Origin of the sequence: uncultured Tateyamaria sp. (assembly GCF_947497045.1) — a bacterium.
Taxonomy (GTDB): domain Bacteria; phylum Pseudomonadota; class Alphaproteobacteria; order Rhodobacterales; family Rhodobacteraceae; genus Tateyamaria.
The window spans coordinates 67,571-91,587 of record NZ_CANMEU010000002.1; the positions used below are offsets into that span (position 1 = coordinate 67,571).

Genomic DNA, 24,017 nt, shown 5'->3' on the forward strand with positions numbered 1-24,017 from the left:
GACGCTGTATGTTTGGCAAGGTTTGACATGTCTAAGTATTTGTTTCGTAATGAAATCGATTTGGGTAACCGCCCGTCGGAAGGGCCACAGTCACGGGCGGTAAAGCAATGGGGTCATGCCTGCGCGGCGCGGGCGCGCGCAGCGTGTCGTCGGTGATTTCGATCGGCCGCAGCCCGTTGACCCCATAGCCGGGGACAAGATTTTTCAGGCGGCGTTTTACGTCACGCGCTGATCCACCCCGCGCCGCACCTTCAAGGTGATGGATCGCGGCGCGCAGCCGGGAGATGGCAATCCCCTCGGGCACCGCCGCCTGCACACCGGGGATCCCGCAATCACGGGGCGTTTCGGTCTGGTCAAACAGCTCTTCGAACAGCTTTTCGCCGGGACGAATGCCGATCACTTCGATCTTGATATCATCGTCAGGGCGCAACCCGGCCAGACGGATCATCCGGTGGGCAATGTCCACAATCTTGACCGGCTCACCCATGTCCAGAACAAAGATCTGGCCCAGCCCGGTCTTTTGCGCCAATCCCTTGGCGGCTGCCACCAGGGTCAGTTCGACCGCCTCGCGAATGGTCATAAAATAGCGGGTCATGCGGTCGTCGGTGATCGTGAGTGGTCCGCCTTGGGCGATCTGTTTCTGGAACAACGGGATCAGCGAGCCGGACGATCCCAGAACATTACCAAACCGGACCGAAAAAAAGCGGGTACTTTCGCCGGTTTCAGATGTGATGCGGTCCTGCGCCTGAACATAGAATTCGGCCACGCGTTTGGTCGCGCCCATCACATTGGTGGTATTCACGGCCTTGTCGGTCGAAACCTGCACCATCGCAATGGCCCCGACGTCGCGGGCTGCATCAGCGATGTTGCGGGTGCCGATCACGTTGGTCAGCACACCCTCGCAAGGGTTGGCCTCGACCATGGGCACGTGTTTCAGGGCGGCGGCATTGAACACCAGTTCGGGGCGGTGCTTGGCAAAGATCGCGTTCACCCGCTTGGCATCGCGAATATCTGCGACATGCACATGGTGCTGGACGTCCGGGAAATACTGTTTCAGGTCCTGATCGATGGTGTAGGCGTTCAGTTCGCACTGTTCGAGCAATACCAGCTGGCTTGGACCAAAGGAGGCGATCTGACGCGACAGCTCGCTGCCAATGGATCCGCCCGCCCCGGTGATCAGGACACGGCGACCGTTGAACAAGGCGCGCAGCAGCGACCGCTCTACCGCCTTTTGCGGACGGTTAAGAATGTCTGTGGGATCGACGGCGCGCGGCTCAACCCCGCCAAGTTCAGAGCCCGAGGGTGCTTCGCCCAGATTGGGCAGGCGCGACACAGGCACGCTGTGCGCATTGGCCCAGGCGATCAACTTGCTGATCCCGGCGGAATCAAGCTGCGTGACCGGCTCGGTCAGGAACAGGCGTTGGGGCAAGGCCTCCATCATCTCAAGGGTCGCGCACAGCCGGTCCGGCGACAAAAGCGAGCCGAGGATGTCGATATCATGGAACACGAGACCGCCGGTGTCGCGTGCATCATCAATGATGCCGATGGGGCGATAGCGGGCGTCAGGCGTGCGTGAGGCGCGCACAAACAGATCACAGTTTGTCCCCGTCCCGACCACGAGCACGGGAATGCGCGTGTCCGCAACCGCCATCTCAGCGGGTGCGCGGTCAGCGTGATTGACCTTGCGCAGCAGTTCGCGGTGGCGAGCACACAGGCGCAAGCCGACCAGCGCGGGCACTGCGACAAGGAATTGAATGGCGAAAGAAGCCAGGGGCACAGAGGCCGTGCCCGGCAGCAGCGACATGCACAACCATTGCAGACCAAGCGCCAACATCGCACCGCGCACCACGACAACCGCGTCCCGCAAGGATGTGGCGCGGGCGTGGCGTTTATAAAAGGCGCTAAGCGGATACATGATCAGGGCGGCCAGAACAGCCGATGACACGAACGCGGCAAGGCTTTGACTGAGAACATGCGCGCCGATCAGATTGGCCGTCAGCAGCAGGGCAGCCAGTGCGGCCAGCGCCGTGGCAACGGTATCGGCGATCGCAAGTCGGCGGTTGGCGCGCAATGCCGCCAACAGCCGACCCGTCGATGCAAATCGCCCCCCGATCCGCGCCGAAATTGCGCGTCCGGCCCGTCTTGCTGGCGTCCAGACCAATTGGTCGCCTATCGTCATGCCGTCTAAATTGCTCATTTCCAAACACCTCGTTAAACAAATACCAGCACCTCCTAATCGGGCAACTGGTTGCAATAGAAATGACACACGTTTCCAGGTACCGGCAAATAGGGGTTTGCCAGTCTCAAATCAGAAAATGCTCAGCCGTGTGTGGCCTTTTTTATGTCGCGCATAATGTGACTAGGAGCGCGTTATCTTATTCAAAATCGTCAGGCTTAGCGCCCTACATTATTATTTGGTTTTATGAATTTTTTTCTCCCGCGTGTCCCCGCAGGTGTATTTTCCGCTCGTCCCGTCGTCGCCTGTGCGAAGAAAATTTCGCGTCGGTCAGGCGTGTTAGGCGATAAAATGCCTGCCTCATGTATACTTCAAACGCGCCGAAAAGTAAGCAATTTGTTAACAGTTTTCTGCAATCCATGTGGATATATTTTATAATATTTAATGTTTTCAACTATTTAAAATTACGGCCGTTTTTGCGGGTGTTTGCTGCATGACGGAACAACTTAAGCGGTATTCTCTTCATGGTTGCAATTTTCCGGGATGATTTCCCTTATCGAGAGTGGGCGACCCTGCGTGAGCAAATTTCCGCGCCCATTGCGATTCGCTGACGGAGTCTTTTACATTTTTGGGAATATCGCGATTTTGGAAAAATACTTTCCTTCAATTGCCGGAACAGTTGAATCAGAACACTTCCATTCGCCCATTATATTCAATGCGCCCGCGGCGTCTGGTCCATTCTCGTGCAATATGGTTCTCATGTGCCGTCATTTGCAATGGCCAACAAAGCGGACATCATATATACAGCCGGATATATTGATTAAAGAAACCGCCTCGCAGCGGTGTTGACCCTAACAGAGTGGTGCCGCAGGGGCAGATTTTGCCCGCACCCGATCGAGTATTGAACATGAACCGTGCGGTTGAAGTTTTGATCACGGGGCTGGCTGGGATGCTGGCATTGCCGTTTTTCCTGATTGCCTGTGTGATCCTGCGTCTGTCGCTTGGGGCACCAAGTGTCTTTCGACAGACCCGCAGCGGCTTGCATGATGTGCCGTTCAAAGTCGTCAAATTGCGCACCATGTCAGATGCGCGTGCACCCGACGGGACCTTGCTGCCCGATGCGCAGCGCCAGACCCCGATCTCGACCCTTGTGCGCCGATTGCGGCTGGATGAGCTGCCGCAGCTGCTGACGATCCTACGCGGTGAGATGGCGCTGGTCGGCCCCCGCCCCTTGTTGCGCGAAACCATCGCCGAGTTTGGTCAGGATGGCCTGCGCCGCGCTACCGTTCGTCCCGGTCTGACCGGATGGGCGCAGGTCAGCGGCAACACCATGTTGTCGGACACCGAAAAGCTGCAACTGGACGTCTGGTATATCGACAACCGCAGCACGTGGCTTGATCTGCGCATCCTGGCCGAGACGATTGGCGTTGCCCTTTATGGTGAACAGCGCCGTGTCGACCGAATTGCGCTGGTGTCAAAGTCGCTTGCCGGGTCTGCAACGCCATGAGAACGGTGTTCGTCGGAGCGGTAGAAGGCTCGCGTGCCGCGCTTGCCGCGATTTGCAAGGCCGGCCATGCGCCCAATCTGGTGGTGACACTGCCCACAGACCTGGCACGGCGTCATTCGGACTTTGCCGATCTTGGGCCAATCGCCGCACAATATGACATCCCCGTTCACCGGACCGAGAAAAGCGACGCCCCCGACACCCATGCCGCTATTGCGGCAATCGACCCCGACATTATCATGGTCATTGGCTGGTCCCAGATTTGCGGACCTGCGTTCCGGGCGCTGGCCAGGCATGGTGCCATAGGGTTTCACCCTTCGGCCCTGCCGCAGTTGCGCGGGCGCGGTGTCATTCCATGGACCATCTTGATGGGCGGTGCGCAGGCGGGGGCCAGCCTGTTCTGGCTTGATGATGGGGTGGACACGGGCGACATCGCCGCGCAGCGCCGCTTTGCCATCGACCCCGAGGCCGAAACCGCCCGCAGTCTCTATGATAAGGTGATTGACGCCTTGCAAGACATGCTGCCCGCCCTTTTGTCTGACCTCAAGGCAGGTCAGCGTCCCGCAATGGCGCAGGATGAGACGCAGGCCTCTGTCTGTGCCCGGCGCCGGCCCAGTGACGGGCTGATCGACTGGGCCAGACCAGCGCGCGACATTCACCGACTGATCCGTGCGGCAGGTCCCCCCTATCCCGGTGCCTTCACGACCAACGCCGCTGGAGAGACGCTGGTGATCACCGCTGCGCAGATATGCCCGCGGGATGGATATTACATCGGTCTGCCCGGTCAGGTGCAGGCGGTCACATCCGACCACTTCACGATCTATTGCGGCGATGGCGCGTGCCTTGATGTGACGGCCTGGTCTGGTGCCGCGCCCGCCCGACACACCCACCTTGGAAGGAGCCAGCCATGAGCGCCCTGCCCGGCCTGTTTGGCCAACCCGATCCCGATGGCCGCCCGGTTCTGGTGGTCGCACCGCATCCCGATGACGAGGTTTTGGGCGTGGGCGGCACCATGGCACGGCTCGCGCGCGCCGGGCACAATGTGCATGTTGCGGTCGTGACCAGCGGCCAGCCGCCCCGCTTTGACGCGGCGCAAATTGCGACAGTACGGGCCGAGGCTGGTGCCGCCCACGCCCATCTCAACATCGCGCAGACCCATTTGCTGGACTTTCCGGCCGCCGAACTGGCCGAACACCCCCATGGCGCACTGAATGAGGGGTTGGGCGATTTGATCCGCACCCTTGACCCGCACACCGTCTTTGCCCCCCACCCCGGCGATATCCACATGGATCACCAACTGACGTTCCTGTCGACGCTGGTGGCCAGCCGCCCGCATCAGGCGCGCTTTCCCACCACCATCCTGGCTTATGAAACCCTGTCCGAAACGAACTGGAATGCGCCCTATCTGACGCCCGCATTTCTGCCCAACGTGTTTGTGGACATCACCGACACGCTCGAGGACAAACTGGCCGCATTTGCCTGCTTTGTCAGTCAGGTGCGTGCCGCCCCGCACGAACGCTCGATCCAGAGCCTGCACGCGCTTGCCACCCTGCGCGGTGCCACCGTGCACCGCACCGCCGCCGAGGGCTTTGTCCTCGTCCGTGCCGTCCTTTGATCCCAGAACCGGAGAATGCCCATGTCCCGCTGGCCCATATATGATGATGAACAGATCGCTGCCGTCACGGCGGTGCTGAAATCCGGCAAGGTCAACGCCTGGACGGGGTTTGACGTGACCGCGTTCGAGGATGCCTATTGCGCCTATACGGGTGCGTCCTTTGCGATTGCGATGGCCAACGGATCGGTAACGCTGGATGCGGCCCTGCGCGCGCTTGACCTTGAGCCGGGGGACGAGGTGATCGTGACCCCGCGCAGCTTTGTCGCCTCGGCGGCGTGCGTGATGCTTGCGGGCGGCGTGCCCGTCTTTGCCGATATAGACCCTGACACGCAGAACATTACCCCCGAAACCATCGCCCCGCTGATCACGCCGCGCACGCGCGGGATCATCCCCGTTCACCTTGCGGGCTGGCCCTGTGACATGGCAGAGATCATGGCGTTGGCCGCGGCCCACGGGCTGTGGGTGATTGAGGATTGTGCGCAAGCGCATGGTGCAATGATTGGCGCGCGCCATGTGGGTACCTTTGGCACCTTCGCCTCGTTTTCCTTCTGTCAGGACAAGATTATGACGACGGGCGGCGAAGGTGGCATGCTGCTGACCGAGGACCCGCAGCTGTGGGACCGTGCGTGGAGCTTCAAGGATCATGGCAAAAGCTATGCGGTGGTCCACGCCGATGATCATCCCGCCGGCTTTCGTTGGCTGCACCGGGGTGAGCCCGGCACCAACCTGCGCATGACGGGCATGTCGGCGGCCATCGGGCGCGTCCAGCTTGCGCGGTTGAACGAGTGGCGCGCGATCCGCACCGCTCACGCCGACATTCTGAGCGAAACGCTGTCGGGATGCAGCGCGTTTCGCGTCGTGTCCCCGCCCGCGGGCATCACTCATGCGTGGTACCGCTATTATGCCTTCGTTGAACCGTCGGCCTTGGCGGCAGGGTGGTCACGGGACCGTATCCTGGCCGAGATCGCAGAGGCCGGGTTTCCCGCCTTTTCGGGCAGTTGCTCTGAAATCTACCGCGAAGAGATGTTTCGCGCCCGTGGCATAGGCCCGTCCGCGCCCCTGCCTGTTGCAAAATCGCTTGGCGAAACCAGCCTTGCCTTTCTGATCGACCCAAGCTGGTCACAGGACGAGATCGCCGATCTTGCTCGGACCGTCGCGCGGATCGGGCGGATGGCCGAGCGGCGCAGCCCTGTGGCGTCACCTGCTTGATGTATCACTTTAAAATTGCGGCGCAGGCATCTGTTTAAGAATAATAATCTCTGTACCAGTCAACGAAAGCGGCCACGCCATCGGGCACCGACGTTTGCGGCGTGTACCCGGTCAGCTCGGATAACAGCGTCTCATCCGCCCATGTGGCGGGCACGTCGCCGGGTTGCATATCCATCATGTTTCGCGTGGCCTTGCGGCCCAAAGAGGTCTCGATCGCTTCGATAAAGTCGAGCAATCGCACAGGTGCCCCATTGCCGATGTTCACGATACGATAAGGGGCCACCGGGGACAGACTGTCGCTTTGGCCCACGGGTGCGTCACGTTCTGGCGGGACATCCATCAACAGCCGGATCGCGTTCACAAGGTCGGTGACATAGGTAAAGTCCCGCTCCATATTGCCGTGATTGTAGACGTCGATGGGGTCCCCTTGCAGGATCGCGCGGGTGAACTTGAACAGCGCCATGTCCGGGCGCCCCCATGGCCCATACACGGTAAAGAACCGGAACATCGTGACCGGCATGTGATAAAGATGCGCATAGGAATGGGCCATCGCCTCATTCGCCTTTTTCGTGGCCGCATAGAACGACATCTGCGTGTCGGCCTTGTGCGTCTCGGCATAAGGCATGTCGGCATTGGCCCCGTAAATCGACGACGTTGACGCCATCAGCAGATGCGCGCAGGGCGTGGCGCGCACCGCCTCAAGCAGGTTGTAGGTGCCGATGATATTGGCATCCACATAGGATCGCGGGTTGTCGATGGAATAACGCACGCCTGCCTGCGCGGCGAGGTGGACAATCACGTCCGGTTTCTCGGCAATCACCAGATCGTGCAGCGCGCCATCGGTTTCCAGCCGTTCATTCACCACGCGAAACTGTGGTGATTGCTGCAGCATCTGCTGGCGCCGCTCTTTGAGCGTCACATCATAGTAATCAGTCAGCGCATCAAAACCGACGACCTCGCAGCCGTCCTCCAGCAACCGCTTGCACAGATGATAGCCGATGAACCCCGCCGAGCCTGTTACCAGAACCTTGGTCATTGCGCGGTCTCCTCTTTCTGCCAGGCGACACGCCCGATACTGTCATAGGCTGCAAAGCCCGCCTTTTCAGCATCTTGTGCGGCGTAGATATTGCGCAAATCGGCCATATGCGGCGTGGCCATGCTGCGCGCGAGGCGTTTGAGGTCCAGAGCGCGAAATTCGTTCCATTCGGTGAGCGTGACGACGAGATCGGCGTTCTCGCACGCTTCATAGGCATCCTCGACCCAATCAACACCGGGCAACAAGCCTTCGCCCTCGTGACGTCCCTGCGGGTCGGTGACGCGGACCTTGGCCCCTGCCCCGATCAGTGCAGGCACGATGGTCAGCGACGGTGCGTCGCGCATGTCGTCGGTGTTGGGTTTGAAGGTGACCCCCAGAACCGCCACGGTCTTGCCCGCCAGCCGATCCCCGCACAGCGCAAAGATCTTGTCGATCATCCGACGCTTGATCTCCTCGTTGACCTTGATGACCGTCTCGGTGATCTGCATCGGCACGGCGTGTTCCTGACCGATGCGGGCCAGCGCGCGGGTGTCCTTGGGAAAGCAGGACCCACCATAGCCCGGCCCGGCATGCAGGAACTTGTTGCCGATCCGCCCATCCAGCCCCATCCCTTGCGAGACCTGCTTGATGTCGGCACCCGTGCGTTCGCACAGCATCGCGATCTCGTTGATGAAGGTGATCTTGGTCGCCAGAAACGCGTTGGCGGCATATTTGATCATCTCCGCACTTTCCAGATCCGTGGTGACGATGGGGAAGTCGCGCAAATAGAGGGGGCGATAGATCTCGGCCATGACATCGGCGGCGCGGTCGGTCTGCACCCCGACCACAACGCGGTCCGGCTTCATAAAGTCATCTATGGCTGCCCCTTCGCGCAGAAATTCAGGGTTGCTGGCCACGTCAAAATCGAGGGACGGATTGGCGGCGCGCACGACCTCCTCGACCTGCCGGTTGGTGCCCACGGGCACGGTCGATTTGGTCACGATCACCACATAGGTCCGGGCGAGCCTTGCGATCTCCTCGGCGGCGGCCATCACATAGGTCAAATCCGCATGCCCATCGCCGCGCCGCGTGGGCGTGCCCACAGCGATAAACACAGCCCCGGCCCCGTCAATCGCGCTGGCAAGGTCGGTGGTGAAACTCAGCCGCCCGGCCTCGACATTGCGTACCATCAGTGCCTCAAGACCGGGTTCATAGATCGGAACCTCGCCGCGCAGCAACATGTCGATTTTGGTCGCATCTTTGTCGACACAAGTCACCGTGTGTCCAAAATCGGAGAAACAGACACCCGACACAAGGCCAACATAGCCCGTGCCGATTACCGCAATTTTCATGGGAATGCCCTTCTGGCCAGTCGCCGTCTTTATCGTAAAATGATATTCAGTTGTAAAAAAACATTAGTGCTAATGCACATGTTTATACAGTGGTATCAGCGGTTTCGCCAGTGTTTCGCGCCGCACTTATTTCAAAAAATGCGGTTTGAGGCTGAAACGCGCGCAGGGCCTTAGCCCAAGGCGTAGCCCGCACCGCGCACGGTACGCACCGGATCGCCGCCCCCGTGATGGGTCAACGCCTTGCGCAGCCGCCCGATATGGACGTCCACCGTGCGCGTATCGACATAGATGTCACGCCCCCAGACCCGATCGAGCAATTGCTCGCGGCTCCAGACCCGGCCGGGTTTTTCCATGAAGGTGCTCAACAGGCGGAATTCGGTTGGCCCCAGCTTCAACTCTTGGGGGCCGCGCGTGACTTTGTGGCTTTCGGAGTCCAGCACGATGTCGTCATATTCCAGCCGCTGCCCCACGGTCGAGGGGCGCACGCGGCGCAATTGGCTGCGCACGCGCGCCATCAGTTCGATCACGGAATAGGGTTTGACCACATAGTCATCCGCACCCGTTTCAAGCCCGCGCACCTTGTCCACCTCTTCGGAGCGGGCCGAGAGCATGATGACCGGAATGCTGCGTGTCTCCGGCCTGATCTTGAGGCGGCGGCACACTTCGATGCCCGACAGGTTCGGCATCATCCAGTCCAGCACGATGATGTCGGGCACGTCCTCATCCACGAGCAACAGCGCCTCTTCGCCGTTTTGGGCACGGCTGACGGCAAAGCCTTCGGCCTCAAGGTTGTAGGCCAGCACTTCACGCTGTGCGGGCTCGTCTTCGACAACCAGAACGCGGGGCTGACCGGCAGACATGTGCGTGTTCTCCTAGAGGGAAAGCGAGGTTTTATCGGCCTTCTGGCGCGGATCGTCGGGAGTCGTGCCGGTGACCAGATAGACCACCTGTTCGGCAATCGAGGTCACGTGGTCGCCCATCCGCTCCACGTTCTTGGCGATGAAATGCAGGTGCATGCAGGCCGTGATGTTGCGCGGGTCCTCCATCATAAATGTGAGGAATTCACGGAACAGGGCGTTGTACATCTGGTCGACTTCGGCGTCGCGGTCGATCACATCCTGCGCCAGTTCCGCGTCGCGCGCCACGTAAGCGTCCAGCGCGTCCTTGAGCATCCGGTTGACCTCTTTGGCCATGCGGCGCAGCGCGGCGGCACTGTCGTTCACGGGTGCCATCTGCGACAGAACCCCCGTGCGCTTGGCCATGTTTTTCGCATAGTCGCCAATACGTTCGAGGTTGGCGCTCACCTTCATCACCGACAGCACAAGGCGTAGGTCGATCGCCGTGGGTGCGCGCAGGGCGATGACGCGGGCGGCCTCTTCGTTGATTGCCTCCTCAAGCGCGTCGATGGCCTTGTCGGCCTTGCGCACGGTTTCAGCCCGTTCCTCATCGCGGCTTTCAAGGCTGATGGCGGCCTCAAGGATGGCGTTTTCAACCAGCCCGCCCATTTTCATAATCTGGGCCTGAATCGCCTCAAGATCGCGGTCAAAGGCGGATGCAATATGTAGATCGTTCATAGCGTGCTCTCCTTAGCCGATGCGGCCAGTGATGTAGCTTTCGGTGCGCGGATCGACCGGGTTGGTAAATATCTGCCCGGTTTCACCGTATTCCACGAGGTTGCCGAGATGGAAGAACGCGGTCTTTTGGCTGACGCGCGCGGCCTGCTGCATGGAGTGGGTGACGATCACCACGGAATAGTTGGTGCGCAGCTCATCAATCAATTCCTCGACTTGCGCCGTGGCGATGGGATCGAGCGCCGAACAGGGTTCGTCCATCAGCAGCACTTCGGGTTCGGTGGCTACGGCGCGTGCGATGCACAGACGCTGTTGCTGTCCGCCCGACAGACCCGTGCCGGGGGCACTCAGGCGGTCTTTGACCTCGTCCCAGATGGCGGCACGGCGCAAGGATTTCTCAACGATATCATCGAGATCGCCTTTGTTCTTCGCCAATCCGTGAATACGCGGCCCGTAGGCCACATTGTCATAGATCGATTTGGGGAACGGGTTGGGTTTTTGAAACACCATGCCCACTTTGGCCCGCAGCTGGACGGGGTCCACTTTGGGGTCGTAGATGTCCTCGCCGTCAATCAGGATATCGCCTTGCACGCGGCACACTTCAATTGTGTCGTTCATCCTGTTGATACAACGCAAGAAAGTGGACTTGCCACAGCCTGATGGGCCGATGAACGCAGTCACGGTCTTGTCTTCGATATCCACGTCCACGTCCTTGATGGCGTGGTTGTCGCCATAGTGGACCTGCACGTTTCTGGCCGCGATCTTGACGTCGTTTGTGTCCACGTCTCTCTCCACAATTCTCATATCTCTCATCGGCTTGACCCCTACCAGCGACGTTCAAAGCGACGCCGCAGGATCACGGCGATGGTGTTCATCGTAATCAGGAAGGCCAGCAGGATGATGATGCCACCCCAGGCCTTTTCGTAAAACCCCGGATCGGCGCGGCTGGCCCAGGTGTAGATCTGGGCAGGCATGGCCGAGTTGGCGTCCGTAAACCCGGCCAGGAACCCTTCGGGATACTCCCGCGCCACAAAGCCGACCATGCCGATCAGGAGCAGCGGGGCGGTTTCCCCAAGTGCCTGCGCCAGTCCGATGATCGTGCCCGTCAGGATGCCCGGCATCGCAAGCGGCAGCACATGGTGGAACACCGACTGCATCTTGCTGGCCCCGACCCCCAGTGCGGCATCCCGGATCGATTGGGGCACCGCATTCAACGAGGCGCGCGTCGAGATGATGATCGTGGGCAGCGTCATCAGCGTCAGCACGAGGCCCCCAACGAGGGGCGCGGATTGCGGCAGCCCGGCGAACTGGATGAACACGGCCAGACCCAGAATACCGAACACGATCGAGGGTACGGCAGCGAGGTTCGAGATGTTGACCTCGATCAGGTCGGTCCAGCGGTTCTTGGGGGCGAATTCCTCAAGATAGATGGAGGCAGCGACCCCGATGGGCAACGACAGGAACAGCACCACCAGCATCATAAAGAACGACCCGATGACCGAGGCCCCAAGGCCTGCACCGCCCGGATTGTCCACGCCTGAATCCGTCCCGGTGATGAAATTCCAGTTGAACGCACCCTTGATGATCCCCGCCTCTTCCAGTGCGTCCACCAGATCAAGATCCGCGGCCATCAGGAACCGGCTGTCGACCAGCGTGCCGCGTGTGATCCGCCCGTTCAGGTACCCATCTACGCGCGAGGATGCAGCAAGTTCGAAGCTGACAGGCGTGCCGATCCGGTCCGGGTTTTCCTTGAAAAACTCGCGGATCGTCCCGCCGGGTTTACCCACCAGCCGCTCGATTGCCTTGGCATCGAAATCGACCGCGAGCCCCCGTGCATTCAACTGCCCCTCAAGGGCGGCAATAAAGAAATTCTCGTACGCCTTGGTCTTGAGCATCTTGCTCTCGGCCTCGTCAATGGCCGCCTGGCTGAGGGTGAATTCAACGTCCACCACGGTCTGCGTGAAGGCAGGAAGGCCCGAACGCAGGATGGATCCGAACAGAAACAGCAGGAACAAAAGGCCAATGCTGATCGCGACGATCCCATAGGCGCGGAAGCGGCGCTCGGCAGCATTGCGTTTGCGGGTGCGGGCGTCAGTGACGGTCAGGCCCTTCCGGGGCGCGCCGCTGTCCAGGCTTGCGTCAGTCATCAGTCGTACTGCTCCCGATATTTGCGCACGATATAAAGGGCGAAGACGTTGAGGCCGAGCGTCAGCACGAACAGCGTCATGCCAAGCGCGAAGGCCACCAGCGCCTCGGGTGAGGCAAAGTCAGCATCCCCGGTCAGCTGGCTCACGATCTTGGCCGTGATGGTTGTCATCGCATCAAAGGGGTTCATCGACAGGCGCGCGGCGGCCCCTGCCCCCAACACCACGATCATTGTCTCGCCAATGGCGCGGCTGGCGGCAAGCAGGATCGCCCCCACGATGCCCGGCAAGGCGGCGGGCAGGATCACCTGGCGGATGGTTTCCGACTGCGTGGCACCCAGCCCATATGAGCCATCCCGCAATGATTGCGGCACCGCGTTGATGATATCGTCTGACAGCGAGGACACAAACGGGATCAGCATGATCCCCATCACCAACCCCGCCGTCATCACCGCCGTCCCGCCTGCCATCCAGCCCACCGTATTCTGGCCGAACATCGACACAAGGATCGGCCCGACCGTCAGCAGGGCAAACAGCCCATAGACGATTGTCGGGATACCGGCGAGGATTTCGATCAGCGGCTTGGCGATGCTGCGCACACGCGGTGTGGCGTATTCGGACAGATAGATGGCCGAGAACAGCCCGACCGGCACCGCCACCAGCAAGGCGATGATCGAAATATAGAACGTCCCCCACAGCAGCGGCAGCACCCCAAGGTCGGATGCACCACCACGCCCGGAAAAGCTGGGGGCCCAGTTGGTGCCAAGGAAAAAGTCGGCGGCAGGATAGAGTTTGAAGAACTCGATGGTGTTGAACAGCAGCGCAAACACGATCCCCACGGTCGTCAGGATCGCGACAGAGGCGGCAAACATCAGCAGCGCCAGAATGCCCCGTTCCACCACATTGCGCGCCCGGAACTGCGCGTGGGACTGGCGAAACGCATAGGCCGCACCCGCAGCCGCGATCAGCAGGGCAAGGAGGCTCATGGCCATATTGCCCGTCGCATTGAGGCTACGGTATTCTTGTGCCCCTTCAAGGACCTGAGGGCTGACCTGGGACCCAAGTGCGATCCCCATCTCGCCCAACCGCTCGCGCACGTCGGTCGTGATGGCTGCGGCTTCGGGCGCGGTCATCTCCCCGTTGCGTACCGCCAGATCAAGCCCGTCTGCGACGCGGCGAATATCGCTCATCACCAAACTGAGCGACCCGGCATCCGACGCAGCCATGTCCGGCAATGTCGCCAGCACGCGGGAGTTCACAAGATAGGGCTGGGCCAGCAACCATACGACCAAAAGGGCGGCGGCAGGCACAATCGCCCACATTGCCACATGGGCCCCGTAATAACTGGGCAGGGAATGCAAGCCGCGGCTGTCACCACCGGCACTGGCCAACGCCCGCTGGCGCCCCAACACGTAACCCAAGCCCGCAATGGCAAGGATGATAAGAACGAGCCATGTGAAAGGCATGTCGGCTCCGATCCAGACGGAAAGTGGCAGGAAACCCCGGCAGATGGGGCGTGTTCGGGGAGGGCGTATGCCGCCATCCCCCGTCTTGTAAAGAGGCGTTTAGCTGCCTCCGTTCATCACCGCTTCGTTGGCCACATCGTCTTGGGTCGCCGACAGTTCAGGATCGGACACCAGACCGTAAGCCGCCAATGGGCCATCGGGGCCAGCCACCTCATCCGCAACAAAGAACGAGGCGAACTCCTTGAGGCCGGGGATTACGCCGATATGCGCTTTTTTCACGTAGAAGAACAAAGGGCGCGAGACGGGGTATTCCCCGGTCGAGATCGTCTCGGTCGAGGGGGACACGCCGCCCATGGTCGCCACTTTCAGCTTGTCGGTATTGTTCTCGTAGAAGGACAGGCCAAAGATGCCGATGCCATCTGGGTTGGCGTCGATGCGGGCAAGCGTTTCGGTATAGTCACCGTCGATGTCGACTGACTTGCCGTCCTGGCGGACGTCGATGCAGGCGTCTTCGGCGTCATCTTCGGACAGGCCGGCCTCGATCATGGCAGCCATGGCACCGGTGGCTTCGCAGCCCTCAAGTAGCACTTTGTCTTCGAACACTTCGCGTGTGCCGTGCTTCGTGCCGGGAATGAAGGCGACGATGTCAGCGGCAGGCAGGTCGGCGTTGAAGTCGGCCCATTGCTGGTGCGGGTTGTCCACGATTGCGCCATCGACCAGCACTTGCGACCCAAGCGCGTTGAAGATGTCGGCAGGTTGGAAGGCGGTGTAGGCCGGCCCGTTGATCTGGCTGGCAAAGACGATCCCGTCATAGCCAATGCGCACTTCGATGATGTCACTCACACCCGCCTCGGCGCAGGCCGCAGTTTCCTTTTCGCGGATCGCGCGGGAGGCATTCGCGATGTCGATGGTGTTTTCGCCCACACCTTCGCAGAACCGTTTGAGGCCCGAGGACGACCCCCCCGATTCCACAACCGGCGTCGGAAAGTCAAAGTTTTCGCCAAAGGCTTCGGCGACGATAGACGCATAGGGCAGCACGGTGGACGACCCTGCAATCTGCACCTGATCGCGTGCGACCCCGGCGGTGGCCGCAAAGGCGGTGATGGCAAGTGTCGAGGTCGTGAGTTTTACAAAGGACATAAATGTCTCCTGTCTGGCATTTCGATGATCCCCCCCATGAGGACCTTGGCGTCCGTCTAGGCAGCCCGCGCAATGCTTTTGTGACAGCGACGTAACAGTTTTATGACAGTGCCCGAATTACCCAGACGTCAGCTCCATCTTATTCGAGCACGGGCAGGATCACGGTAAAGGTCGCGCCCTGCCCCAGATCGCTTTCGACCCGCAGCCGTCCGCGATGGCGGTTGATGATATGTTTGACGATGGCAAGGCCCAGCCCCGTGCCCCCAAGCGCGCGGCTGCGATGATCGTCCACCCGGTAGAACCGTTCGGTCAGGCGCGGCAAATGCTGTGGGTCGATGCCAGGGCCGTAGTCGATAATCTGCACCCGCACGCCCGGTGCCCGCAGGGCCGGTTCGCGCGTGCTTTGCATCATGCGCACTGTCACGCGCCCGCCCGCCCCGCCATATTTGATCGCGTTTTCAATGAGGTTGGTGAACACCTGCTTAAGTTGATCCGCATCACCGTTCATCTGCACATCGGTGTCGCCAAAATCGGATTCAAGCGCCACCTTCGCTTCGTCCGCCAAGGTGTGCAACGTACGCAAGGTCGAGTCGAGCACGTCGTTTACCACCACCGTTTCGGTGGGCCGCACCCGTTCGTCCCCCTCTACCCGATTCAGCGACATGAGGTCGCCCACCAGCCGGTTCATCCGCGCCGCCTCGTCCTGCATGATGTCGAGAAACCGTTCGGCGGCGGCAGAGTCATTGCGCGCAGGCCCCCGCAAGGTTTCGATAAAGCCCATCAGCGCCGTCAGCGGTGTGCGCAATTCATGGCTCGCATTGGCCACGAAATCCCGCCGCATCTGGCTGGTCTGTTCCACATGGGTGATGTCCTCGAAACTCAGCAACGCGACCCCTGCCCCGCGCGCGCGCACCTCTGGTACGGCCCGCACGCTGACCCGGAACGTGGTGTCCTGCGCGCCGTCATTGCCCAAGTAACGCGTGGTGCGTGCCCGCCCGTCCTGCAAGGTCGCCTCGATCGCATCCAGCATTGCAGGCTGGCGCAGCATGGTGACGTAATTGCGCCCCCGCGCCTGTTGTCCGATCAGGGTCAGCGCCTCGGCATTGGCGGCGACAATGCGTTCGGAGGCATCGATGGCAAGGGCGGGCAACGGGAAGGCATTCAACAGCGCCTCCAACATATCATCACCCATCGCCCCGGCCCCCGTCAGGCCGTCGCGGCCTGCACGGCGGCGGTAAACACGGCGCACAGTGCGTCCGGGTCTTCAAGGCCGACCGAGACGCGGAAGAACCCTTCGGACATGCCCAGTTCGGCGCGTCTTTCGGGCGTAAGCGCGCGGTGGGACGAGGATGCAGGGTGCGAGAGCGTCGTGCCCACATCGCCCAGGGTTGGCGCAAAACTGAGACCCTCGGCCCCGCGCGCCAGCCCATTCGCCGCGGCGCGATCCCCGTCGATTTCAAAACTGACCATGTTGCAATACTGGCCCTTGAGCAGTGCCTCGGCCCGTGCATGATCTGGGTGATCGTGGCGCGCGGGATAAATCACGCGCTTGACGCCGGGCAATGTGCCCAAATGGTCCGCCAGCCGCATCGCCGTCGATTGCGCCCGGTCATAGCGCAGCTCGAAACTCAGCATTCCCCGCTCGGCCAGCCAGCAGTCAAACGGGCTGGGCGTCATGCCCGCCGTCACTGTGAACACGCGCAAGCGATCATTGATCGCCTGATCGCGCGCCGCCACATAGCCCAGCATCACATCCGAATGCCCCGCCAGCAGCTTGGTGATGGAGTGGATCACGATATCGGCTCCATGATCGAACGCCTTGAAGGCGCGCGGGGTGGTGAAGGTGTTGTCCACCACCAACAGCACACCGGTTTCGCGCGCCAGCGCCGACAGGCCCAGAATATCGGCGACGCGCAAGGTGGGGTTCGACACGACCTCGACCAGAATAATCCGGGTCTCGGGGCGGATCGCGGCGCGCACCGCGTCCACATCACCGGGGTCCACCATTGAGGTCTCGATGCCGAGGCGCGGCAAGTCTTCGGACATTATCCGCAGCGAACGCCCATAAAGCTGGTTGCCCCCGATCACGTGATCCCCGGCCTTTGTCAACCCGAGCAGCACCGCAGATACAGCGCCCATGCCCGATGAACACAGAACGCCCATATGCGGGGCACCCTCCATCCGGTCGATGGCTTGGGCAACCACATCCGCGTTGGGGTGCCCTTCCCGGCTGTAGGTGTAGCCGTGCAGATCGCCCTCGTATTGCGCATCCAGCATATCGGGCGTGTCCGAGGCATAGACGACGGACGGTGACAGTGGTGTCACAACCGGGCGCGATGCGCTTTCGGGCAAGGGCGCGGGGCGTACCAGCGAGCCGCGGTCGTTCTTGGTCATTCCAGAAACTCCGTGTGATAGCCGGTGCCGGAAAACCCGATATCGATGCTCATCCAGCACGGGCGCGGCAGGTGTTTGGCGATGGCCGCAACCACATCGCGTTGCAGGGCGGCCACGAACTGCGCATCCCGGTGGGGTTTGGGCAGCAGCGACAGGCTGGCCTTGAAGTTGGTGTGGCGGAAATACGGAGCGGGATAGGCGCGCCCCTTGGTCTGGCCCGATCCGGCGTCATGGGCCAGAATGATCGCCTCAACCTCGGCCAAGATCACATCAACGTCGATGTCCAAGTCATTGGAATAATGCAGCTCGCAATGGGGCATCAGCTGTCCACCTCGGTCATCTCATCGCGAAAGCGACGCATGTTGTCCTGATAATGCAGGGCCGAGGCGCGCAAGGATTGAATGGTCTGCTCGTCCAGTTGACGCACCACTTTACCCGGCACGCCCATCACAAGCGACCCATCGGGGATCTTCTTGCCTTCAGTGATCAGCGCGCCCGCCCCGATCAGGCAGTTATTGCCGATCCTGGCGCCGTTCAGCACCGTGGCCCCCATCCCGATCAGGGAATTGTCGCCGATGGTGCAGCCGTGCAGCATGACCTTGTGCCCGATGGTGCAGCCCGCACCGATGGTCAGGGGAAAGCCGAGATCAATGTGCATCACGCAGTTTTCCTGCACGTTGCTGCCCGCCCCAATGCGGATTTCCTCGTGATCGGCGCGGATTGTGCAGCCGAACCAGACGCTTGCGGCCTCTTCCAGCACGACCTGACCGATCAGGTTGGCATCAGGGGCGACCCAGGTGTCAGCTGCAATCTGAGGGCGGTGATCACCCAAGGCATAAAGGGTCATGTCAACTCCTCGAATTGAGTTTGCAAGGCGCGCACGTGTTCGTTGAGTTGCGGTTGCTGTTCACGGCGCAGGCGAGTGGCGCTGATGATGGTCTTGAGCTGGGCCTCTGTCTCATCAAGATCATCATTTACAAGCACATAATCATAGCTGTCCCATCGGCTAATCTCGTCCCAGCTTTTGCGCATCCGCTTGTCGATCACCTCGGGGCTGTCCTGGGCGCGGTTGACCAGACGGCGGTGTAGTTCGGTGATGGAGGGCGGCAGGATAAAGATCGATAGGGTGTGCTGGCCCAGATCCGAATTGCGGATTTGCTGGGCCCCCTGCCAGTCGATGTCAAACAGCACGTCGCAGCCGCTTTCGATGGCTTGCGACACCGGCCCCTTGGGCGAGCCGTAGAAATTGCCAAACACATGCGCATGTTCCAGCATTTCGCCATCCGCGACCTGGGCCTTGAACGTGGCCTCCGGGATAAAGCGGTAGTGTTCGCCGTCCACCTCGCCCGGGCGTGGCGCGCGGGTGGTTGCCGACACGGAAAAAGCCAGATCATTGTCCCATTGGCGCAAGCGGCCCGCCAGAGTGCTTTTGCCAGCGCCTGAAGGCGAAGACAGGATGATCAAAAGGCCACGACGATGTGAGGCGCTCATTTTGTTATTCCACGTTCTGAACTTGTTCGCGCATCTGGTCGATCAGCGCCTTGAGGGCGAGGCCGACGCGGGTCAACTCGGCATTTTGCGCCTTGGAACACAATGTGTTGGCCTCGCGGTTGAACTCCTGCATCAGGAAGTCGAGCTTGCGGCCCACGGCCCCGCCCTGCCCGATCAACTCGTGCGCGGCATGCACATGGGCGTGCAGGCGGTCGATCTCTTCGGTCACATCGGCCTTGACGGCCAGCAGAGCGAGTTCCTGCGCGACCCGGTCCGGGTCTGCGGCATCTGCGTTCGTCAACACACGCGCGAGGTTGCGGTTGAGCGTGTCCGCGACCTCGGGCTTGCGCGCCTCGGCCAGTGCGGCGGCTTCGTCTGTCAGGGTCGCGATCTGGGCCAGTTGGGCGATAAGCACCTCGGTCAGGGCTGCCCCTTCGGCGGTGCGCATGGTGTCAAACGCCTCAAGTAGCGCGGGCAGATCAGCAAGCAGCGCGGCGCGCAAGGGGGCGGGATCATCCTGAGCGGCTTTTTGTTCGATGACGCCGCGCATGGCTGCGATGTCACTGGCCCGCGACGGGGCCAGGGACAGGCCCTGTTCCATCGCCTCGGCCTCGATCTCAAGCAGGGCCTGCACCATCGCCTTCATCTGGGCAGTGTTCAACGCCACGACGGCCACCGCATCGTCACGGGTCACTCGCAACGACAGGGTCACATTGCCCCGGTGCGCTTGGGCGGCAACCATCGGGCGGGCCGCGGCCTCAAGCCCGTCGATCCAGTCAGGCACGCGCAGGCGCACATCCAGCCCCTTGCCGTTCACACATCGGATGTCCCAGGACCAGCGGAACGGATCCATCGCACCCGTGCCAGCCGCAAAGCCGGTCATCGAACGCAACGGGGTCGGAGTGGTTTTGTCGCTCATGCCCATGCGTTTAGGCCCAACGCCGCACCCAAGCAAGCCAAAGCCTGCACGGCTGCCCGCCCTGCCATGGCCCCCGAAGGTTAACCAATTGTTAGGATATTGGGCGAAATCCGCTGCAAAATTGATACATCTGTCACCAAGTTGACGATCCAGACGGCCCTGATCGGGTTGAATAACGAGTGAGAGACGCAAGCGATGGACAAATCAGACCTGAACCCGCACACTATCGTGGCTATGACAGAGTTTCGCGCAGAAGTTGGATATTCCGCTCTTTCCCAGGTCGAGGCCTATTGGGAAGGTTTGCGCGGTGCCCGCCTCATGCCAAGGCGATCCGAGATCGATCCGCGTGGCATCGAAACGGCGCTGGAATATACGTTCATTCTGGAACGGATCGCGCCAGGCATGGCCCGTATCCGCATCGCAGGCAGCCACCTGAGCGACTTGATGGGCATGGAGGTGCGCGGCATGCCGTTGACCTCGTTGATCACGCCCCCCTGCCGCCGTCAGATCAATGATGTACTCGAAGATGTGTGCCAGCGGCCCGCCGTGTGCGAGTTGCGCATGAACGCTGAAACCAGCGCAACCAAGCCCCATCTGGATGCGCGCATGCTGCTGTTGCCCCTCAAAAGTGACCTTGGCGATGTCAGCCGCGTATTGGGCTGCATGATTGCGCAGGGAGAGGTTGGTCACACGCCGCGCCGTTTTAATGTGGTGGGTGCGAAAATCCGACCCATTTCGGCCCCATCGACGGTGCCCGCCCCGCCCAAGTCCGCCCCGCAGACCGTACAGCAACGGGCCGGATATGTGGATGGGTTGGCAGAATCGGCAGCAACCTTCAAATCGCATACACCGCGCCCGGATGTGCCCTATTTGCGCGTTGTGAAGAGCGACGACTAAGCGCCAGATATCGAACGAAAAAGGGCCGCCCGACAAACCCGTCGGGCGGCCCTTGTGTCATGTCTACACGCCAACTTAGCTGGCCGCGCGGGCCTTGCCACGTGTGCTGCGCAGGTTGGACAACTCCTCGGCCACAAGGAATGCCAGTTCCAGCGATTGCGATGCGTTCAGACGGGGATCGCAGGCCGTGTGGTAACGGTCGCTCAGGTCCTCATCCGTCACTGCGCGTACGCCACCAGTGCATTCGGTTACGTCCTGACCCGTCATCTCGAAATGCACGCCACCGGGGATGGTGCCCTCGGCTGCATGCACCCCGAAGAACTCGCGCACTTCGCGCAGAACGCTGTCGAAGGGCCGTGTCTTGTAGCCGGTGGACGACTTGATCGTGTTGCCGTGCATCGCGTCGCACACCCAGACCACGTTTGCGCCTTCTTCGCGGACGGTGTTGATGAGGCGGGGCAGATGTTCTCCCACGGACCCTGCCCCGAAACGTGCAATCAGGGTCAAACGGCCCGCCTCGTTTTCAGGGTTCAGTTTGGCCATCAGCGCCTTGAGGTCATCCGACGTCATGGTCGGCCCACACTTCAGGCCGATCGGGTTCTGCACGCCGCTGGCAAACTCCACATGGGCACCGTCAGGCTGACGGGTCCGGTCGCCGATCCAGATCATGTGACCCGAGCCTGCAAGCCACTTGCCCGTGGTCGAATCGATACGGGTCAGCGCCTCTTCGTATTCGAGCAGAAGGGATTCGTGGCTGGTATAGAACTCGACGGTTGAAAATTCGTGCGTCGTGTCCGCATCAATGCCCGCTGCGGCCATGAAATCGATAGTGTCCTGAATGCGCGCGGCGATTTCGCTGTAACGGTTGGTCTCAGCACCATCGGCAAAGCCGAGGGTCCAGGAATGGACCATGTTCATGTCTGCAAAACCACCTGTCGAAAAGGCGCGCAGCAGGTTCAGCGTGGCGGCCGCTTGGGTGTAGGCCTGTAACATCTTGGCCGGGTCCGGGATACGGGCCTCGGGCGTGAAGGCGAGTTCGTTGATGATGTCGCCGCGATAGCTGGGCAATTCCACACCGTTGATCGTTTCGGTCGGGGCCGAGCGGGGTTTGGCGAACTGACCGGCCATGCGGCCCAGCTTGATCACGGGCACCTTGGCACCATAGGTCAGCACCATCGCCATTTGCAGCATCACCTTGAATGTGTCCCGGATACTGTCGGCGCTGAACTGGTCAAACGCCTCGGCGCAATCACCGCCCTGCAACAAGAACGCATCACCTCGCGAGGCATCCGCGAGATGCTTTTTCAGCCGCCGCGCTTCACCCGCAAAAACCAGCGGTGGATACTTGGAGAGCTGCGCCTCGACCGCGTTCAGGGCCGCAGCATCGGTATAATCGGGCATCTGGATCCGGGGCTTGGCGCGCCAGTCAGATTTTGTCCAATTGCTCATCGTCTCTCTCCGCAAAATGTTAGCGATCTCATCATCGCGGCCTCTCTATACAAAAGGCGTGGACCCGTGACCATATCACAAATACGCCCTCTTGACGTAGGGTTTGGCGCGTGGTCATGCTCCGCGTCAGGCTGAAAACAGAAGGTCATCGTGACAGGTGGCCCGTTAACATCAGGAACATTGCCGCGATGTCGAACCCGCGCCCGGCCACACAGATCCCCCAAGAGATCGATAAGCCAAAGCATTTTGTCTTTGTCCTGCTTGAGAATTTCACATTGCTGAGTTTCGCCGCAGCCCTTGAAAGCCTGCGCATCGCCAACCGTATGGCCGAGCGCGAGCTTTACACCTGGCGCACCATTGGTGAGGGGGGGGATGTCGCCTATTCCTCTTCCGGGACCGGGTTCACGCTGGATGGTGATCTGGACGAGATCGGACGCGATGATGTGATCATGATATGCTCGGGCATCCACGTCCAAGAGGCCACCACCAAGCGCGTGCTTGGCTGGTTGCGTCGTGAAGCGCGCAAAGGCGTGCCTGTCGCGGGTCTGTGCACTGCTGCCTACACGTTGGCCAAGGCCGGTTTGCTGGACGGCAAACGCGCCACCATTCATTGGGAAAACCAGGACAGCTTTGCCGAAGAGTTCCAAGAGGTCGAGTTGACCAAATCGGTCTTTGTGGTGGACGAAAAGCGGATGACCACCGCCGGAGGCACCTCGTCCATCGATCTGATGCTCAAGTTGATTGCGGATGACCACGACGAACATCTGGCCAATGCGGTGGCCGATCAGCTGATCTATTCCTCGATCCGCACCGATCAGGACACGCAGCGTCTGTCAGTGCCCACCCGCATCGGTGTGCGCCATCCCAAACTCAGCCAGGTCATTCAGATCATGGAACAAAACATCGAAGAGCCGATCAGCCCTTCGATTCTGGCCAAGGATGTGGGCATGTCCACCCGCCAGCTTGAACGCCTGTTCCGACGCTATCTGAACCGCTCACCCAAGCGGTATTACATGGAGTTGCGCCTGCAAAAGGCGCGCAACCTGCTGATGCAGACGGATATGAGCGTGATCAATGTGGCACTGGCCTGCGGTTTTGCCAGCCCGTCGCATTTTTCCAAATGCTACCGCGCGCATTACAACACAACGCCCTACCGCGAGCGTGGCACCCATGCCGCGCGCCTGTCGATCTGAGGACTGCCCCAAGATCGCCATGCCCTGACCCAATATTGGTCTGAAACGCACGCTACAGATTGTGCCCATGACCCATAACATGTCCAACCCGCCCCGCCATATGCGCCTGTTCGAGTTGATGCGTCAAACCGCATTGGGCCATCAGGCTGCGACGTCTTCCGATCAGCGCCAAAACGCAGCAGAAGACTGGAAGACCCTCAAGATTCAGGCGCTCCGCTCTTTGGAGCCGTGACAGTTTCGCTAAAATTGGCGCTTGAATAGTATGTCTGTCGAGGCCGCGCTTAGCCTGACATTCAGCATCATGCCGTTTGATGTCGCCATGACCACATACCGCACGCATCCCGCTGGCCGCGCCCGTATCTTTGCCCTGTTGCATGATGACAGTGCGGCCCGAAATACGACACGGCAGGTTGGCCCCGCAACGGATCATCAGGCAAGTCCGCGCGTCGCCCACACCCTGCAATAGCGCGCCATTGCGTCAC

At 60.8% G+C, this 24,017-nt stretch carries 24 protein-coding genes; 8 read left to right on the forward strand and 16 right to left on the reverse strand.

Annotation, left to right across the window (positions count from 1 at the left end; genetic code table 11):
• Positions 1 to 31 precede the first annotated feature (31 nt).
• Entirely contained in the window at positions 32 to 2,197 is a 2,166-nt protein-coding gene (locus Q0859_RS03765) for a nucleoside-diphosphate sugar epimerase/dehydratase (protein WP_299147687.1), read from the reverse strand.
• A gap of 886 nt (positions 2,198 to 3,083) precedes the next feature.
• On the opposite strand from Q0859_RS03765, the gene Q0859_RS03770 reads away from it, so the two are divergent.
• The 4 genes from Q0859_RS03770 to Q0859_RS03785 are packed head-to-tail and all read left to right on the forward strand — an operon-like array spanning position 3,084 to position 6,504.
• Positions 3,084 to 3,683, forward strand: coding sequence for a sugar transferase (locus Q0859_RS03770; protein WP_299147689.1), 600 nt, complete (start codon positions 3,084 to 3,086; stop codon positions 3,681 to 3,683).
• Positions 3,680 to 4,591: a formyltransferase family protein gene (locus Q0859_RS03775; protein WP_299147692.1), complete on the forward strand. Its 912-nt coding sequence runs from the start codon at positions 3,680 to 3,682 to the stop codon at positions 4,589 to 4,591. Before Q0859_RS03770 ends, Q0859_RS03775 begins: the two co-directional genes overlap by 4 nt.
• Positions 4,588 to 5,295, forward strand: coding sequence for a PIG-L deacetylase family protein (locus Q0859_RS03780; RefSeq protein ID WP_299147694.1), 708 nt, complete (start codon positions 4,588 to 4,590; stop codon positions 5,293 to 5,295). Before Q0859_RS03775 ends, Q0859_RS03780 begins: the two co-directional genes overlap by 4 nt.
• A gap of 21 nt (positions 5,296 to 5,316) precedes the next feature.
• A complete protein-coding gene (locus tag Q0859_RS03785) occupies positions 5,317 to 6,504 on the forward strand; it encodes a DegT/DnrJ/EryC1/StrS aminotransferase family protein (protein ID WP_299147697.1) in 1,188 nt (395 codons plus the stop codon).
• 34 nt (positions 6,505 to 6,538) lie between these two features.
• Here the strand turns inward: Q0859_RS03785 and Q0859_RS03790 are convergent, their stop codons facing one another.
• The 14 genes from Q0859_RS03790 to Q0859_RS03855 all read right to left on the reverse strand — a co-directional run bounded on the left by Q0859_RS03790 (position 6,539) and on the right by Q0859_RS03855 (position 19,996).
• A complete protein-coding gene (locus Q0859_RS03790) occupies positions 6,539 to 7,540 on the reverse strand; it encodes a GDP-mannose 4,6-dehydratase (RefSeq protein WP_299147699.1) in 1,002 nt (333 codons plus the stop codon).
• Positions 7,537 to 8,871, reverse strand: coding sequence for a UDP-glucose/GDP-mannose dehydrogenase family protein (locus Q0859_RS03795; RefSeq protein ID WP_299147700.1), 1,335 nt, complete (start codon positions 8,869 to 8,871; stop codon positions 7,537 to 7,539). The genes Q0859_RS03790 and Q0859_RS03795 overlap by 4 nt, the downstream gene beginning before the upstream one ends.
• Before the next feature lie 170 nt (positions 8,872 to 9,041).
• Positions 9,042 to 9,731, reverse strand: a complete 690-nt coding sequence (gene phoB / locus Q0859_RS03800; protein WP_299147702.1) for a phosphate regulon transcriptional regulator PhoB — start codon at positions 9,729 to 9,731, stop codon at positions 9,042 to 9,044.
• A 12-nt stretch (positions 9,732 to 9,743) separates the two neighbouring features.
• Positions 9,744 to 10,445 carry a phosphate signaling complex protein PhoU gene (gene phoU, locus Q0859_RS03805; protein WP_299147704.1) on the reverse strand — a complete coding sequence of 234 codons (702 nt, stop codon included), beginning with the start codon at positions 10,443 to 10,445 and terminating at the stop codon, positions 9,744 to 9,746.
• A 12-nt stretch (positions 10,446 to 10,457) separates the two neighbouring features.
• Positions 10,458 to 11,255 carry a phosphate ABC transporter ATP-binding protein PstB gene (pstB, locus tag Q0859_RS03810; RefSeq protein ID WP_299147706.1) on the reverse strand — a complete coding sequence of 266 codons (798 nt, stop codon included), beginning with the start codon at positions 11,253 to 11,255 and terminating at the stop codon, positions 10,458 to 10,460.
• An 11-nt stretch (positions 11,256 to 11,266) separates the two neighbouring features.
• Positions 11,267 to 12,589 carry a phosphate ABC transporter permease PstA gene (pstA, locus tag Q0859_RS03815; RefSeq protein WP_299147708.1) on the reverse strand — a complete coding sequence of 441 codons (1,323 nt, stop codon included), beginning with the start codon at positions 12,587 to 12,589 and terminating at the stop codon, positions 11,267 to 11,269.
• Complete coding sequence (gene pstC / locus Q0859_RS03820) at positions 12,589 to 14,052, reverse strand: phosphate ABC transporter permease subunit PstC (protein ID WP_299147710.1); 1,464 nt, start codon at positions 14,050 to 14,052, stop codon at positions 12,589 to 12,591. The genes pstA and pstC overlap by 1 nt, the downstream gene beginning before the upstream one ends.
• Before the next feature lie 99 nt (positions 14,053 to 14,151).
• Entirely contained in the window at positions 14,152 to 15,192 is a 1,041-nt protein-coding gene (locus Q0859_RS03825) for a substrate-binding domain-containing protein (protein ID WP_299147712.1), read from the reverse strand.
• A 139-nt stretch (positions 15,193 to 15,331) separates the two neighbouring features.
• Positions 15,332 to 16,384, reverse strand: coding sequence for an ATP-binding protein (locus Q0859_RS03830; RefSeq protein WP_299148893.1), 1,053 nt, complete (start codon positions 16,382 to 16,384; stop codon positions 15,332 to 15,334).
• 14 nt (positions 16,385 to 16,398) lie between these two features.
• Complete coding sequence (locus Q0859_RS03835) at positions 16,399 to 17,586, reverse strand: aminotransferase class I/II-fold pyridoxal phosphate-dependent enzyme (RefSeq protein WP_299147714.1); 1,188 nt, start codon at positions 17,584 to 17,586, stop codon at positions 16,399 to 16,401.
• Positions 17,583 to 17,906, reverse strand: a complete 324-nt coding sequence (locus Q0859_RS03840) for a hypothetical protein (RefSeq protein ID WP_299147717.1) — start codon at positions 17,904 to 17,906, stop codon at positions 17,583 to 17,585. Before Q0859_RS03840 ends, Q0859_RS03835 begins: the two co-directional genes overlap by 4 nt.
• Positions 17,906 to 18,433 carry a gamma carbonic anhydrase family protein gene (locus tag Q0859_RS03845; RefSeq protein ID WP_299147720.1) on the reverse strand — a complete coding sequence of 176 codons (528 nt, stop codon included), beginning with the start codon at positions 18,431 to 18,433 and terminating at the stop codon, positions 17,906 to 17,908. The genes Q0859_RS03840 and Q0859_RS03845 overlap by 1 nt, the downstream gene beginning before the upstream one ends.
• Positions 18,430 to 19,077 carry a guanylate kinase gene (gmk, locus tag Q0859_RS03850; protein WP_299147721.1) on the reverse strand — a complete coding sequence of 216 codons (648 nt, stop codon included), beginning with the start codon at positions 19,075 to 19,077 and terminating at the stop codon, positions 18,430 to 18,432. Before gmk ends, Q0859_RS03845 begins: the two co-directional genes overlap by 4 nt.
• A gap of 4 nt (positions 19,078 to 19,081) precedes the next feature.
• Positions 19,082 to 19,996, reverse strand: a complete 915-nt coding sequence (locus Q0859_RS03855) for a YicC/YloC family endoribonuclease (protein WP_299147724.1) — start codon at positions 19,994 to 19,996, stop codon at positions 19,082 to 19,084.
• A gap of 195 nt (positions 19,997 to 20,191) precedes the next feature.
• On the opposite strand from Q0859_RS03855, the gene Q0859_RS03860 reads away from it, so the two are divergent.
• Entirely contained in the window at positions 20,192 to 20,893 is a 702-nt protein-coding gene (locus tag Q0859_RS03860) for a PAS domain-containing protein (protein ID WP_299147726.1), read from the forward strand.
• Positions 20,894 to 20,968: 75 nt separating this feature from the next.
• Here Q0859_RS03860 and Q0859_RS03865 read toward each other — a convergent pair whose 3' ends face one another.
• Entirely contained in the window at positions 20,969 to 22,342 is a 1,374-nt protein-coding gene (locus Q0859_RS03865; protein ID WP_299147727.1) for a class II 3-deoxy-7-phosphoheptulonate synthase, read from the reverse strand.
• Positions 22,343 to 22,530: 188 nt separating this feature from the next.
• Between Q0859_RS03865 and Q0859_RS03870 the strand changes: the two genes are divergently transcribed.
• The 3 genes from Q0859_RS03870 (at position 22,531) to Q0859_RS03880 (ending at position 24,001) form a co-directional block, all read left to right on the forward strand.
• Positions 22,531 to 23,535, forward strand: coding sequence for a GlxA family transcriptional regulator (locus tag Q0859_RS03870; RefSeq protein ID WP_299147730.1), 1,005 nt, complete (start codon positions 22,531 to 22,533; stop codon positions 23,533 to 23,535).
• A gap of 79 nt (positions 23,536 to 23,614) precedes the next feature.
• The gene (locus Q0859_RS03875) at positions 23,615 to 23,767 is read left to right on the forward strand and encodes a hypothetical protein (protein WP_299147732.1); all 153 of its coding nucleotides are present in this window, start codon (positions 23,615 to 23,617) and stop codon (positions 23,765 to 23,767) included.
• Positions 23,768 to 23,797: 30 nt separating this feature from the next.
• The gene (locus Q0859_RS03880; RefSeq protein ID WP_299147734.1) at positions 23,798 to 24,001 is read left to right on the forward strand and encodes a hypothetical protein; all 204 of its coding nucleotides are present in this window, start codon (positions 23,798 to 23,800) and stop codon (positions 23,999 to 24,001) included.
• Positions 24,002 to 24,017: the final 16 nt, after the last annotated feature.